Origin of the sequence: Tahibacter caeni, from assembly GCF_024609805.1 — a bacterium.
GTDB classification, from domain to species: Bacteria; Pseudomonadota; Gammaproteobacteria; order Xanthomonadales; family Rhodanobacteraceae; genus Tahibacter; species Tahibacter caeni.
On the sequence record NZ_JANFVR010000114.1, the window covers coordinates 1 to 14,113 of the forward strand.

The 14,113-nt window shown below is 70.3% G+C and carries 10 protein-coding genes; 6 read left to right on the forward strand and 4 right to left on the reverse strand.

What is annotated here, in order from left to right; genetic code table 11:
• Positions 1–1,492 (reverse strand): bifunctional [glutamate--ammonia ligase]-adenylyl-L-tyrosine phosphorylase/[glutamate--ammonia-ligase] adenylyltransferase (gene glnE / locus NON22_RS11745; RefSeq protein ID WP_257387122.1); only part of this gene is annotated, 1,492 nt, incomplete at its 3' end.
• Positions 1,493–1,608: 116 nt separating this feature from the next.
• The gene (locus NON22_RS11750) at positions 1,609–4,293 is read right to left on the reverse strand and encodes an immune inhibitor A domain-containing protein (RefSeq protein ID WP_257387123.1); all 2,685 of its coding nucleotides are present in this window, start codon (positions 4,291–4,293) and stop codon (positions 1,609–1,611) included.
• A gap of 994 nt (positions 4,294–5,287) precedes the next feature.
• On the opposite strand from NON22_RS11750, the gene NON22_RS11755 reads away from it, so the two are divergent.
• From NON22_RS11755 to NON22_RS11780, 6 genes are all read left to right on the forward strand, one after another.
• Entirely contained in the window at positions 5,288–7,087 is a 1,800-nt protein-coding gene (locus NON22_RS11755; protein WP_257387124.1) for an assimilatory sulfite reductase (NADPH) flavoprotein subunit, read from the forward strand.
• A gap of 1 nt (position 7,088) precedes the next feature.
• Positions 7,089–8,777, forward strand: coding sequence for an assimilatory sulfite reductase (NADPH) hemoprotein subunit (gene cysI / locus NON22_RS11760; RefSeq protein ID WP_257387125.1), 1,689 nt, complete (start codon positions 7,089–7,091; stop codon positions 8,775–8,777).
• Positions 8,774–9,496: a phosphoadenylyl-sulfate reductase gene (locus tag NON22_RS11765; RefSeq protein ID WP_257387126.1), complete on the forward strand. Its 723-nt coding sequence runs from the start codon at positions 8,774–8,776 to the stop codon at positions 9,494–9,496. Before cysI ends, NON22_RS11765 begins: the two co-directional genes overlap by 4 nt.
• 353 nt (positions 9,497–9,849) lie before the next feature.
• The gene (locus tag NON22_RS11770) at positions 9,850–11,601 is read left to right on the forward strand and encodes a bifunctional sulfate adenylyltransferase/adenylylsulfate kinase (RefSeq protein ID WP_257387127.1); all 1,752 of its coding nucleotides are present in this window, start codon (positions 9,850–9,852) and stop codon (positions 11,599–11,601) included.
• Positions 11,602–12,047: 446 nt separating this feature from the next.
• Entirely contained in the window at positions 12,048–12,737 is a 690-nt protein-coding gene (locus tag NON22_RS11775; RefSeq protein WP_257387128.1) for a hypothetical protein, read from the forward strand.
• A 162-nt stretch (positions 12,738–12,899) separates the two neighbouring features.
• A complete protein-coding gene (locus NON22_RS11780) occupies positions 12,900–13,511 on the forward strand; it encodes a DUF4124 domain-containing protein (RefSeq protein WP_257387129.1) in 612 nt (203 codons plus the stop codon).
• Positions 13,512–13,534: 23 nt separating this feature from the next.
• Here the strand turns inward: NON22_RS11780 and NON22_RS11785 are convergent, their stop codons facing one another.
• Both NON22_RS11785 and NON22_RS11790 read right to left on the reverse strand, forming a co-directional pair.
• Positions 13,535–13,918, reverse strand: a complete 384-nt coding sequence (locus NON22_RS11785) for a hypothetical protein (RefSeq protein ID WP_257387130.1) — start codon at positions 13,916–13,918, stop codon at positions 13,535–13,537.
• Positions 13,911–14,113 (reverse strand): hypothetical protein (locus tag NON22_RS11790; RefSeq protein ID WP_257387131.1); only part of this gene is annotated, 203 nt, incomplete at its 5' end. The genes NON22_RS11790 and NON22_RS11785, both read right to left, overlap by 8 nt.

The following is a 14,113-nucleotide window of genomic DNA, read 5'->3' on the forward strand; positions in this document are numbered from 1 at the left end:
GCACGGCCGGCGAGCGCGCGAGACCCAGCAGCGCTTCCCGCACGGGCTCGGCCGGCGTGAAGCCGGCCGCGGCGAGCCCGCTCGCATCGCCGTCGTCGCGGTCGAGGTTCTGCCACAGCGTGACCCAGCCGTCGTCGCCGGCGGGCTTGCCGCTCTTGTCCAGCGGCGCGAGCAGCGCGCGGAATTCCTCGGCGACGCCGTCGCGCGCGACCGCGAGCGCGGCGGCGAACGCCGCCGTGTCCGCATGCCCGAGGGACTGCGCGATGCGTTCGACGAGCAGCGCATCGGCCGGCAGCGCGTGGGTCTGCTCGTCGCGCAGCATCTGCAGGCGGTTTTCGGCGCGGCGCAGGAACAGATAGCTGCGGCGCAGCAGCTGCGCGCGCGCCTTTTCCACGAAGCCCAATTGTTCACAGGCCGCCAGCGCCGGCAGCAGTCCGCGCACGCGCAGGCTCGGTTCGCGGCCGCCGCGGATCATCTGCAGCAGCTGCACGATGAATTCGATCTCGCGGATGCCGCCGGGGCCGAGCTTGAGGTTGTCGGTCAGGTCCTTGCGCGCGACTTCGGCGTCGATCAGCGCCTTCATCTCGCGCAGGCCCGCGAACGCGGTGTAGTCGAGATAGCGCCGGTAGACGAACGGCCGCAGGCTCTCGCACAGACGCTTGCCGGCGGCGAGGTCGCCGGCGACCGGCCGCGCCTTGATCCAGGCGTAGCGTTCCCAGTTGCGTCCTTCGCGCTGGTAGTACTGCTCCATCGCGGCGAACGACAGCGCGACGCGGCCGGCGTTGCCGAACGGGCGCAGGCGCAGGTCCACGCGATAGACGTAGCCGTCGACGCTGACTTCGGCCAGCAGCTTGACCATCTGCTGGCCCAGCCGCGCGAAGTACGTTTCGTTGTCGACGGCGCGCGCGCCGTCGGTCTGGCCGTTTTCCGCATAGGCGAGGATCAGGTCGACGTCGGATGAGAAATTCAGCTCGCCGCCGCCGAGCTTGCCGAGGCCGAGCACGACCAGCCGCTGCGCACGGCCCGCCGCGTCGCGCGGCCGGCCGTGGCGCTGGCCCAGGTGCGCCTCGGCATAGCGCAATGCGGCCTCGATGCAGGTCTCGGCCAGCGCGGTGGAACCGTCGAGCGTGTCGCTGACCTCGTCGAAGCCGTTGACGTCGCGCCAGATCAGGCGCAGCGCCTCGCGCTTGCGGAAGCGCCGCAGCAGCGCCATCTGGCGCGCCTCGTCGCGTTCGCCCGGATCGAGCTGCCAGACCCGTGCGTCGGCCGGGCGCGGGTCGCTCATGAGCATCAGCGCCTCGGGCGCGAGCAGCGCCGGATCGCGCGAGAAGCAGTCGTAGGCGAAGTCGCTGGCCAGCAGCACGCGCTGGAGCCGCTCGGCCACGCCGGCGTCGTCGTAGAACGGCACGCCGGCCTCGCGGCAGCGCGCGAGCAGATGCGCGTAGCGGCGCTCGAGGAAGTCGGCGAAGGACACGGCGGCAGTCGTCGTCATGGGCCGCCGATTCAAGCAGATTCGCGCGCCGATTGCGCGCGCCGCCGCGAAAGCGGGGCCGGCTTGCCGGCCGGCCCCGCCTGTCGCGATCCGGCCGCGGACGGCCGGTGGAACGTCTACTGCTCGAAACCGTTGCGGAAGATCTGGTCTGCCTGGCCTGACGTGCACGACGCGCCGTAATAGTGGCGCACGTCGTCGAGCCAGAAGCCGTCGCCGCTCTGCGAGGTGTCGCTCGCGAAGCGGAAACGCAGGCCGACCGTGTTGCCCGCGAACGCGGACAGGTCGACCGTGACGCGGGTCCAGGTCGTGCGCGAGCCGTGCCAGGCCGTGCGCGCGCCGAACACGCCGTTGCCGTTCATGACGCCGTTGTAGCCGCCCTCGGTGAAGCGGTTCGGGTCGGCCGGCACCGAGCCCTGCGCGCCGAGGATGTCGGTCCAGGTCGTGCCGCCGTCCAGCGAATACTCCAGCAGCACGCCGTCGTAGTTCGCCTCGGTCGCATAGCGCGTCCAGAACTCCAGCTTGTTGCCGCCGGTCGCGGCCAGATCCAGCGGCGTGGCCAAGGTCAAGGTGCGCGTGCTCGACGTGGACGGATCGGGCACGAAGAACGCGCTCGCCGGCGAATGCGACTGCGTGGTCGCGACCGTCCAGTTCGCGCCGGCGCCGCTGCCCGCGGCGGTCCAGTTGCCGATGCCGGCTTCGGCATTGTCGGTGAAGCCGTCGACCGTGCCCGGGCCGAACGGACGCGCCGAGCGCCGCACGACGTTGGTGTCTTCGATGCCGCCGCCGCAGAGTCCGCTGCCGGCGCCGTTCGGGTCTTCGGCGCGCACGACGTAGTGGTAGCTGTTGTTGCCGACCGTGGTGTCGGCGAACGTGGTCGTGGTCAGGCAGGACTGCAGCAGGTTGGCCGCCGACGGGGTGAAACCGGCCGTCGTGGAGCGGTAGACGTTGTAGCGCGGCGGATTCGCGCCGCAGTTCGGCGTCGCGGCCGTCCAGTTCAGGTCGACCTCGCAGGACGCCGTGCCCGGCGAGACGGCGCTGCCGGCGCCGGCGAAGGTCGGCGACAAGGTGCACTGGCCCGTCGCGGTCGCGCTGCTGCAGCTGCTGGCGACCGACTGGCAGGGCTGCGCCGTGTCGACGCTGACGACCTTGTAGCTGTAGGTCGTGCCGCCGGACACCGTACCGTCTACGTAGGATGTCGCATTGTCCACTTCGGCAATCTGCGTGAAGTTGGAGCCCGGGCAGGCGCCCGTGGAGCGCAGGACCTGGTACTTGCCGATGCCGCCGACGGCGGTCCAGCTCACCGTGATCGTGTTGGCCGCCGACGCGGTCGCGGTCACGTTGGCCGGCGCGGCCGGCGCGACGCAGCCGTTGATGCCGTCGAGCACCGTCGCGGTGCCGCCGCCGACCGGATCGAGATGGGTCTTCATCGCCGTCGTCGTCGTGCCGCCGCCTTCCCAGCCCCGGGCGAGGCGGCCGTAGTAGTCGGTCAGGTCCTCACCGGTCGCGCCGCAGGCGGACAGGCCGCCGCTGAGCACGCCGACGAGGCGGCGGTCGGCGTTGTACAGCGGCGAACCCGACGAACCGCCTTCGGTCACGTTCGGCACGACCGAGGTCGGCGGCGGCTGGATGCCCGGCAGCAGCGGCGGGCTCGGATCCCAGTGCACGTACCAATGCGTGGTGCCGCTGCCGGCGGTCGGCTGCAGGTACTGGCGGATGTCCATGGTCTGGCCGATGAACGTGATGCGCTTTTCGTCCACGCCCGGGTGATGGATGCTCGCGCACATGCCGGCGGTCGACGTCGGATCGCCCGGCTGTATGCAGGTATGCGCGACGTCGTTGCGGTCCCAGCCGGCCCAGTAGTGGTTGAAGGCCGGGTTCAGCGGACCGACGAATTCGAGCAGGGTCCAATCCGACGAACTCGTCGTGCCGTTGTTGGCGAGGAAGGTTGCGCCGCTGTAGGTGGTATTCGGCTTCGGCAGCGGCGAGCCGCTCGCGCTCGAACCCGGCGTGCGGCAGGTCGCCGACTCGTAGTTCCAGTAGGCGACGATCGTCGCGGCGTTCGCGTTCGAATTCATGCCGCAGTGGCCGGCCGTCGCGAAGATCAGGCGATGGTCGTTCGCGGTGTTGTTGACCAGCGAGCCGGTGCAGGTGTCGGTCGCGCCGCGCGTATAGGCCGCGACCGCGCGGCGATTGTCGTTCCACGGGTCGTTCGGCCCGAGGCAGGCCACGTCCATGTTGCAGGCGCCGGATTTGCAGTACTTCGTGCGCGCGCCGAAGCCGCGGTAGCCGTGGCCGATCTTGACGAGCGCGAGCTGCACTTCGTCCTGGCGCCCGGCCGGCACCGTCAGGGTGAACACGGCGCTGCTGGCCATGAGCACCTGGGTCCAGTACTGCCCGGTCACGTTGTTGTTCTCGGCCGTGAACGGGCCGATCGACGCGCTGCCGTCGGGCGCGGCGATCGTCAGGGTGGCGCCGTCGGGCAGATGGAACGGATTCATGCCGAAGTTCAGATGCGCCGCATCGGGCGTCTCGACCTCGAAGGTCCAGACCAGCGCGCCGTCGGCGCGCGTGCTCCAGCGGCCGTCGGCGGCCGGCGTGACGTTGAGCTCGTGGCCGATCGCGAAACGCTTCGGGCCGACGCCCTTGACGTCGGTCAGCGCGTCCTCGTCGGCGAGCTTGTTCATGTCCAGCGCATCGAAGCTGACCTTGCTCCGGTCCGCGTTGAAGCCTTCGGCCATGGCGCCCCCGGCCACGGCCATTCCCAGCATCGCCCCGATGCCGAGTACATAGAGTTTTCGCACGGTGATCTCCCAAATCTGCGTGAACGGCAAGCGGCTGCACGCCCCCAGACGGCACGCAACCGATTCGCATTCTCCCGCGCGGTCAGCAAGGTGAAATCCGCAACGCGGCCGACGCGGCGGGGCGGTCCTGCCCTCTTCGCGGCCGAAGGTGTCCCCGTCCCACGGACCTCGATCGACCGTCTGCGCACGGAGCCGCGGCACGGCAGCGGGCCTGGGTGAGGCCTGCGACATCAGGACTGAGTACCGCGCGGCGCGGCGGCCGCTCCGCGCGCCACGTAGCGAGGCAAGGTCAACGGTGTGGTCCGGGTGCGGCCATCGGGCACGAGCGGAGTGCGCCGCGCGTGGGCGGCTGTGTCGCGGCGTGGCCGCCGGCGCAACGAACCAGTGTCGGTCGCCAGGCGGCGATCGCCGCCGGCGAGTCCGCGCCGCCAATGCCGGCGAGGGCGAGGCGCCGATCGCCCAATAAAAAACCCGCCGCTGCAGGGCAGCGGCGGGTTCCCTCCCGGCAGACTCTTGGGCCTGCGCCCGGCGGATTGTGACCATTGCAACGCCAGGGTCACGCCGCGGTGCAACACCGGCTGCGGCCGAGCCCGGTCCTGCGGCCGCCGGCCCGACCGGCGACATGTGGAAAATCACCCATCTGCCGCAGTCAGCTGCGCGGCCGGCCGTCGCGTTTCCAGTCGCGGAAACCGCCGCATTTTTCCCGCATCTCCCCGCGGGAGTGCGACCCGGCAAGGGCAGCCGCGGATCGTCGCACGTTCCGATTCTCGCGACGTCCCGTTCCCGGCACGCAGGGCCGCGACGACGACCGGGCCCGGCTGCGGCGCGACGCCGCCACGCAACTCGTTGCCTCGACAGAATTTTCGACCCCGTTCCGCCGCACATACCGCACCGCTATAACCGAATAACCCCCCATCCTTTCCTGGCGTTCCCAGCCGCGCCTAGCATCGCCGGTCACTGGGCGTTTGGACGTCCAAACGAAGCCGGTGATCCCATGTCCGCAACACCCGCACTGCCGCTGATCCCGCTGCCCGAAGCCAAGGCCGGCGACCTCGCGCGCCTCGTCGAGGGGCTGGACGCCTCGGCGCTCTGGTGGCTGTCGGGCTACGCGGCCGGCCTGGCCAGCCAGCCCGTCGCGCGCGCCGTGTCCGCGGCGCTGGCCCGGGAACCCGCCGCCGCGCTGCGCCTGAGCGTCGTCTACGGCAGCCAGACCGGCAATGCGAAGCGCCTGGCCGAGCAGTTCGCGCAGAAGGCCGAAGCCGCCGGCCTGCAGGTGCGCCTGCTGCGCGCCGACGCGTATCCGACGCGCGAGCTCAAGAGCGAACGCCTGCTCGTCCTCGTCGTCAGCACCCAGGGCGACGGCGATCCGCCCGACGACGCGCGCGGCTTCGTCGAATTCCTGCTCGGCAAGCGTGCGCCGGAGCTCAAGGAACTGAAGTTCGGCGTGCTCGGCCTCGGCGACAGCAGCTATCCACAGTTCTGCGAGATCGGCCGCCGCCTCGACCTACGCCTGACCGAACTCGGCGCGACGCGCCTGCTCGACCGCGCCGACGCCGACGTCGACGTCGAACGCGTCGCCAGGCCCTGGGCCGAGCGCGCGTTGCAGCTCGTGCGCGATCAGGCCAAGGCCCACGCGCCGATGGCCACGGTCACGCCGCTGCGCCCGGCCGCGACGGCGGCCTGGTCGCGCGAGAAGCCCTTCGCCGCCGAAGTCGTCGCGAACCAGCGCATCACCGCGCGGCAGAGCGACAAGGACATCCGCCACGTCGAGCTGTCGCTGGAAGGCTCGGGCCTGAGCTACGAACCCGGCGACGCGCTCGGCGTCTGGCCGCGCAATCCGCCGGCGCTCGTCGATGCGGTGCTGGCCCAGCTCAAGCTCGACGGCAACGCGCCCGTGCGCATCGACGAGACCACCCAGCCGCTGCGCCTGTGGCTCAGCGAACAGCGCGAGCTCACGCGCCTGTCGCGGCCGCTGATCGCGCAGCACGCGGCGCTGTCGGGCGCGGCCGAACTCAACCGGCTGCTGTCGCCGGACCACGCCGCGCAGCTGCAGAAACTGCTCGCCGACTACCAGATCATCGACCTGCTGCGCGCCTGGCCGGCGGCCTGGGCGGCCGAGGAATTCGTCGCCGCGCTGCGCCCGCTGACGCCGCGCCTGTATTCGATCGCGTCGAGCCAGAAGGCAGTCGGCGACGAAGCGCACCTGACCGTCGCCCACGTCGCCTACGACGCGTTCGGCAGCACGCACTGGGGCGCGGCTTCGCACCATCTCGCGAGCCAGACTGAGGCCGGCCGCGTGCCGGTGTTCGTCGAGCACAACGAGCGCTTCCGGCTGCCGCGCGACACGTCGCGCGACGTGGTCATGATCGGCCCGGGCACCGGCGTCGCGCCGTTCCGCGGCTTCGTGCAGGAACGCGCCGCGACCGGCGCGGCCGGCCGCAACTGGCTGCTGTTCGGCAATCCGCACGCGCGCAGCGATTTCCTCTACCAGCTCGAATGGCAGGACGCGCTCAAGCGCGGCCAGCTCGCGCGGCTCGATCTCGCGTTCTCGCGCGACCAGGCCGGCAAGGTCTACGTACAGCACCGCCTGCGCGAGCACGGCGCCGAGCTGTATCGCTGGATCGAAGGCGGCGCGCACGTCTACGTCTGCGGCGACGCGACGCGCATGGCCAAGGACGTGCACGCGGCTCTGATCGAGGCCGCCGTGACCCACGGCGGCAAGAGCCTCGAGGACGCGACCGCCTACGTGAACGAGCTGCAGCAACAAGGGCGCTACGCCCGGGATGTCTATTGAAATGAGCGCGGGACTTTCAGCGGTAGAGAGGATCAAGACGGACAGCCGCCTGCTGCGCGGCTCATTGCGCGAAAGCCTGGCCGACCCGGCCACCGGCAGCCTGCGCGAGGACGACCAGACCCTGATCAAGTACCACGGCAGCTACCAGCAGGACGACCGCGACCTGCGCGAGGAGCGCCGCCAGCAGAAGCTCGAGCCCGACTACAGCTTCATGATCCGCACGCGCACGCCGGGCGGCGTGACGACGCCGTCGCAGTGGCTGCAGCTCGATGCGATCGCGACGCGCTATGCGGGCAACGGCCTGCGCATCACGACGCGCCAGGCGTTCCAGTTCCACGGCGTCGTCAAGCGCGAGCTCAAGGCCACCATGGCCGCGATCAACGCCTCGCTGATCGACACGATCGCGGCCTGCGGCGACGTCAACCGCAACGTGCTCGCGGCGGCCAATCCGCTGCTGTCCTCGGCGCATGCGACCGTGCACGCGCAGGCGCGCGCGCTGTCGCAGCATTTCCTGCCGCAGACGCGGGCCTACTACGAGATCTGGCTCGACGAGGAACTCGTCGCCGGCGCCGACGAGCACGAGCCGATCTACGGCCCGACCTACCTGCCGCGCAAGTTCAAGACCGCATTCGCGGTACCGCCGCTCAACGACGTCGACGTGTTCGCGAACGACCTCGGCTTCATCGCGATCGTCGAGGACGGCGCGGTGATCGGCTACAACGTGACCATTGGCGGCGGCCTCGGCGCGACCCACGGCGACGCAGCGACCTATCCGCGCCTGGCCGACGTGATCGGCTTCGTGACGCCGGACCAGGTCATCGCCGTCGCCGAAGCCGTGGTCACGACGCAGCGCGACTGGGGCAACCGCACCGAGCGCAAGCGTTCGCGCCTGAAATACACGATCGACGACCGCGGCCTGGACGCGTTCAAGGCCGAGGTCGAGCGCCGCGCGGGCTTCGCGCTCACGCCCGCGCGGCCGTTCGCGTTCGCGCACAACGGCGATCGCTTCGGCTGGGTGGACAGCGAGGACGGCCGCGCGCAGCTGACCCTGCGCATCGAGGCCGGCCGCATCAACGACCGCGGCGAACGCCGCCTGCTGTCGGGCCTGCGCGCGATCGCGCGGATCCACGAAGGCGACTTCCGCCTGACCCCGAACCAGAACCTCGTGATCGCCGGCGTCGCACCGGCGGCCCGCGCGGCGATCGACGCGCTGGTCGCCGAATACGGCCTGGATCTGTACCGCGAGGCTTCGCCGCTGCGCCTCAACGCGCTGGCCTGCGTCGCGCTGCCGACCTGCGGCCTGGCCATGGCCGAGGCGGAACGCTATCTGCCCGAGCTCGTCGGCAAGCTCGAAGCGCGGCTGCAGGCGCACGGCCTGCTCGATGCGGCCATCCATCTGCGCGTGTCGGGCTGCCCGAACGGCTGCTCGCGGCCGTATCTCGGCGAGATCGCGCTGATCGGCAAGGCGCCGGGGCGCTACAACCTGATGCTGGCCGCCGACCACCGCGGCCAGCGTCTGAACCGGCTGCACAAGGAAAACATTGCCGAGGCCGAAATCCTCGACACGGTCGACGCGCTGCTCGCGCGCTACGCGGGCGAACGCGGCGACGGCGAGCGCTTCGGCGATTTCCTCGTACGCAGCGGCCTCGTCGCCGCGAAGCCCGGCATTCCGCTGGAGGTGAGGACATGAGCTTTCCCGATCTGGTCAGCGCCGCCGAGGACGGCCGCGCGCTGGCCGAGCTGAACCGGCGTCTCGAAGCGCTGCCGGCCGAAGAACGCGTGACCTGGGCATTGGCCACGTTGCCGCAGAGCCGCGCGCTGTCGTCGTCGTTCGGCGCGCAGTCGGCCGCGTCGCTGCACCTGGTCACGCGGCAGACGCCGGACATTCCGGTGATCCTCGTCGACACGGGCTATCTGTTCCCGGAGACCTACCGCTTCGCCGACGAACTCGCGCAGCGGCTGCAGCTCAACCTCAAGGTCTACCGGCCGAGCATCAGCCGCGCCTGGATGGAGGCGCGCCACGGCCGGCTCTGGGAGAACGGCGTCGAAGGCCTGGACCAGTACAACGCGCTGCGCAAGGTCGAACCGATGCGCCGCGCGCTCGACGAGCTGGCCGTGCGCACCTGGTTCGCCGGATTGCGCCGCGCCCAGGCGCGCACGCGCAGCGACGCGCAGGTGCTCGAGCTGCGCAACGGCCGCTGGAAATTCCAGCCGCTCGTTGACTGGACCGACCGCGACATCTACCTCTACCTGCAGCGCTTCGACCTGCCGTATCACCCGCTCTGGGACGAGGGCTACATCTCGATCGGCGACACGCACACGACTGCGCGCTGGGAACCCGGCATGCAGGAAGAGGACACGCGCTTCTTCGGCCTCAAACGCGAGTGCGGCATACACGTGGACCTTTGAAATCGTGCGCACTTTCGCTGTTATGCCCAGCTGCTCGTCCCCACAACCCCGCCGAACGCTCGCGATGCGAGCGTTCGGCCGCCCCCTTGACTCAAGGGGGCTCCGAAAAGCGAGCCAGATTCAGGGCTTCATCGTAATAGGCAGGCGTCACTACGATTTTTGCCGGCAGGAGCGATGTAGCCCCGGAGCCGCGTAGCTCAGCGAAGTTGTAAGCCGGCGTCGCGTTTCAGGGCTGCAGCAAAGCTATGCATTGTCCGATTCGCGCCGTCTCCCGCAAGCCCGCGAGTCCCTTCTTCCCCAGGCCGTCGCGCCGTTCGCGACCGAGCGTCCGCGCTCGTACCAGGATCACGTCCATGTCCAGCACCGCCACCGTCCGCCTCGACGATCTCCGCGACACCTTGAATCCGCCGCACGGCGGCGAGCTCAAGGAACTCTATCTGCCGGCCGATGCGGCCGACGCGCTGAAGCAGCACAGCGCGACCCTGCCGGGCTGGGATCTGAACCAGCGCCAGCTCTGCGATCTCGAACTGCTGCTCAACGGCGCGTTCTCGCCGCTGACCGGCTTCCTGACCCGGCGCGATTACGACCGCGTCGTGCAGGAGCTGCGCCTTGCCGACGGCACCCTGTGGCCGATCCCGATCACCCTGGACGTCAGTGAGGCGTTCGCCGCGAGCATCCAGGTCGGCGCCGACGTCGCGCTGCGCGATTCGCAGGGCGTGCCGCTGGCCGTGCTGACCGTCGAGGACATCTATTTCCCCGACAAGCTCGTCGAGGCGCGCGGCGTGTTCGGCACGACCGACACGACGCATCCGGGTGTCGCCGATCTGCTCCAGCGCAGCCATCCGGTCTACCTCGGCGGCACCTTGCGCGGCATCCAGCCGCCGCAGCACTACGATTTCGCCGAGCTGCGCGATTCGCCGCGCGCGCTGCGCGAACGCTTCGCGCGCCAGGGCTGGAGCACCATCGTCGCGTTCCAGACGCGCAATCCCATGCACCGCGCGCATCGCGAGCTGACCCTGCGCGCGGCCGAACAGGTCGGTGCCAAGCTGCTGATCCAGCCCGTGGTCGGCCGCACCAAGCCCGGCGACGTCGACCACTTCACGCGCGTGCGCTGCTATCGCGCGCTGCTGAAGCACTATCCGAAGAACGACGCGAGCCTGTCGCTGCTGCCGCTGGCCATGCGCATGGCCGGCCCGCGCGAGGCGGTCTGGCACGCGATCATCCGCAAGAACTACGGCGCCTCGCATTTCATCATCGGCCGCGACCACGCCGGTCCCGGCAACGACGCGAGCGGCAGGCCGTTCTACGAGCCGTTCGCGGCGCAGGAGCTGCTCGCGCGGCACCAGCAGGAAATCGGCATCCGCGCCGTGCCGTTCCCGGCCATGGTCTATGCGGCGAACCGCGATATCTACCTGCCGTCGACTGAAGTGCGCGACGACGACGAGGTCCGCGACATTTCCGGCACCGAGCTGCGCCGGCGCCTCGTCAGCGGCGAAGCGATCCCCGAGTGGTTCACGTTCCCGGAAGTCGTCGACATCCTGCGCGAGCGCTATCCGGCCGGCGCCGGCAAGGGCGTCGCGCTGCTGTTCACGGGCCTGTCGGGCTCGGGCAAGTCGACCCTGGCCGAGGCCGTGATCGCGAAGCTGCTCGAACGCAGCAGCCGCCCGATCACCCTGCTCGACGGCGACGAGGTCCGCAAGCACCTGTCCAAGGGCCTGGGCTTCTCGCGCGAGGACCGCATCGCCAACGTCACGCGCATCGGCTGGGTCGCGAGCGAGATCGTGCGCCACGGCGGCATCGCGGTCTGCGCGCCGATCGCGCCGTACGCGGAAACCCGCGCCGAGATCCGCCGGCTCGTCGAACAGCACGGCGCGTTCGTCGAGATCCACGTGTCCACGCCGATCGAAGTCTGCGAGAGCCGCGACCGCAAAGGCCTTTATGCCCAGGCGCGCGCCGGCAAGATCCCGCAGTTCACCGGCGTCAGCGATCCTTACGAAGCGCCGGAGAATCCCGAGCTCGCGTTCGACACGACCGCGGCCGACGCCGGCACGATCGCGAACCAGGTGCTCGCGTTCCTGCGCAATCGCGGGTTGCTGGGCGACTGATCCGAATTCGGCTTCGTTCTGCGGCGCCGGGATCTCGCCGGCGCAGCCGGCGCCGCGGCCGGCACGATCGGGCCCCGCGGCAGGCGGCAGCGCGGACGCTCGGGAAGCGCCGGTGCGCGAGGCTCGCGGCTGCGCGGCACGAAGCGGCGTACGCCGGAACGGTCCTTCGACGGCGAGGCTTCCCGCGTGTGCCGCTACGGACTGCGGACTACGACGGCTCCATCCCGTGCCGCAGGCGCGTGCGCGACAGTGGCGGCTCGATGCCCGTCGCACGGCATGGCGACTCGCGCCGGCCCGCACGCCGCTTGCGGCGGCATGCCAACCTGCGCACATCGGTAAAAAGCGACAGTGATGCCCGGCGCAACAAATTAGCGCTAGCTTGCAGTGCTGCACCGGCCCGAAGGCCGGCACGCCGTGAATTCCGCCCGCCATCACCGGAGCCATCCATGACTGTCTACAGCCTGCAACTGCTGATCAACTCCCAGGACCTCGCCATGCTGTACGCGGCCGGCCAGCGCATCACGCTCGCGAAAACGACCAGTTCCGGTGCGCCGAACGTGGCCTGGCTGGTGTTCGATCCGTTCCAGAGCAACACGGTGCAATGGACCGAGGACTACGGTCTCTACGCCTCCACGACCTCGGTGCAGTACGGCGCGATGATCACCCAGCTCGCGCAATCGGGCATGCCGGCGTCAAGCGGCGCGTCCTACAGCTTCACGGCGGCGGCGACGTTCAACGGTCCGTTTCCGGGCGGCGCGCCGGGCACCTACCGCGTGCAGAACGACATGCCGACCGGCGGCTATCCGATGCTGACCTTCGGCCTGATCCAGTCGGCGCAGGTGAACGGCGTTCAACTCGTCGACAAGCCGCTGTCGGCATGGCCGGTACTCGCGACGCAGATGCTCAGTCTCACGCCGACGAATTCGGTGTACATCTGGCTGCAGTCGATGTTCGGCAGCTCCACCATCGTCACCCAGATCACCGGCCGCGTGACGGTCGCCCGCTTCGGCGGCAATGTCACCGACCTCACGCTCGTGTACGACGCCAGCTCCGGCCTGTTCGTGCAGCAATCGGGCCAGGACAAGGCGCAGGCCGAGGAGACGCACGTGGAGCTCGTGAAGCCCGGGTTCTACTGAGATACGTCGGGACGACGCGGCCGGCGACGGTCGGTCGCGTCGCCGCCCTCGGAGAAATCCCAGCGCACGACGGAACACTCCGAGGCGAATGCCGGCTCCGCGCCGAGGCGCCGCGAAAAGGTCCGGCGCAGGCTGGCGGCAACTCATCGGAGGACTGCCGCCATGCCGTATCGCCTGTTGCCGCTTTCGCTGTCGTTGCTGCTGTTCGCCTGGGCGCTGCCGGCGCCGGCGCTGACCATCCATCGCTGCACCGGCAGCGACGGCACGCCCGCGTTCCAGGATCGCCCCTGCGCGCCGCAGCAGCAGTCCGGTGTCGTCGTGCTGCGCGCCGAACCTGTCGCCGTCGAGTCCGCCGCGGCATCGGTTACGCGCAACGAGCGGCAGGTCGACAGCCGTGTTCGTGCGACGGCGAAGAACGGCAGCGCGCGAGCGATGAAATCGGCGATGCGTCCCCGCAGCCGGCGCGGCGCCACCGCCGTGGCGGCGACGGGCGCCGGTTCATCCTGGGAATGCCGCGCCGCCAACGGCGAGATCTTCTACCAGCACGGCCCCTGCCCGGCCGCGGTGACCGGCCATTTCGAGCAGCGCACGTCGGCGACGCGCGGCCGCCGGCGCAGCGATGCGCAGACCGTTCCGGTCGCCGGACGCCCGGTCGCGCGCGCCGAGGCCTGCCGCCGCATCCATGCGGCCAGCGCGAGCGACCGCGCCGGACACGAACGCGACGAGGACGTCACGACCTACGAGCGCAATCTCGGCCGCGATCCGTGCCGCTGATCGTAACGACGCCGGCCGGGCGCTCAACCGCCGGCCGTATGCGGCGGCGGCCGGCACACGACCTGCGGATCGCAGACCACGGTTTCGCCGGTTTCCTTGTCGCGCAGCAGCAGCGCGACCTGCACGAGATACGCCACGCTGTTGCGGACCGCGACAGTGACCTCGCGGCCGGACGGCGCGATTTCGAACGGCCCGATCTGGTCGCGCGCGTCGCTCGTGATCATGTCCTCGATGATGTAGTTCGGCGATTCATCGGACAGGGAGAACGTCAGCCGGCTGTCGCTGAGCCGGACCAGCACCGGATGCGGCTCGAACACGAAGAAGTAGCGTTCGTGGCCGGTGTTTCCGCCTTCGGGCACGCGCGCGACGGTCAGGCTGACGGGGATGTGCTTCGGGTTGTCACTCATGCGTGCCCTCCTCGGGCCAATGGACGGCGAGAAAGCGTCGATACTCCGGGTGGCGATAGCCGGCAGCGGCGAGACGCCGGCGCAGCGCCGGGACGGCATCCGCGTCGCCCGCGAAGACCGCGATGCGCAGGCTCGCGTCGAGCGTCGCGACGTCCTCCGCGTGCGGCATCCCGGCCGCCTCGCGCGCGGCGGCGG

Bases quoted from the DNA above. Each gene is read 5' to 3' on its own strand.
- NON22_RS11755 (WP_257387124.1), top strand. From the start codon at position 5,288: ATGTCCGCAACACCCGCACTGCCGCTGATCCCGCTGCCCGAAGCCAAG.
- cysI (WP_257387125.1), top strand. From the start codon at position 7,089: ATGAGCGCGGGACTTTCAGCGGTAGAGAGGATCAAGACGGACAGCCGC.
- NON22_RS11765 (WP_257387126.1), top strand. From the start codon at position 8,774: ATGAGCTTTCCCGATCTGGTCAGCGCCGCCGAGGACGGCCGCGCGCTG.
- NON22_RS11770 (WP_257387127.1), top strand. From the start codon at position 9,850: ATGTCCAGCACCGCCACCGTCCGCCTCGACGATCTCCGCGACACCTTG.
- NON22_RS11775 (WP_257387128.1), top strand. From the start codon at position 12,048: ATGACTGTCTACAGCCTGCAACTGCTGATCAACTCCCAGGACCTCGCC.
- NON22_RS11780 (WP_257387129.1), top strand. From the start codon at position 12,900: ATGCCGTATCGCCTGTTGCCGCTTTCGCTGTCGTTGCTGCTGTTCGCC.
- NON22_RS11785 (WP_257387130.1), bottom strand. From the start codon at position 13,918: ATGAGTGACAACCCGAAGCACATCCCCGTCAGCCTGACCGTCGCGCGC.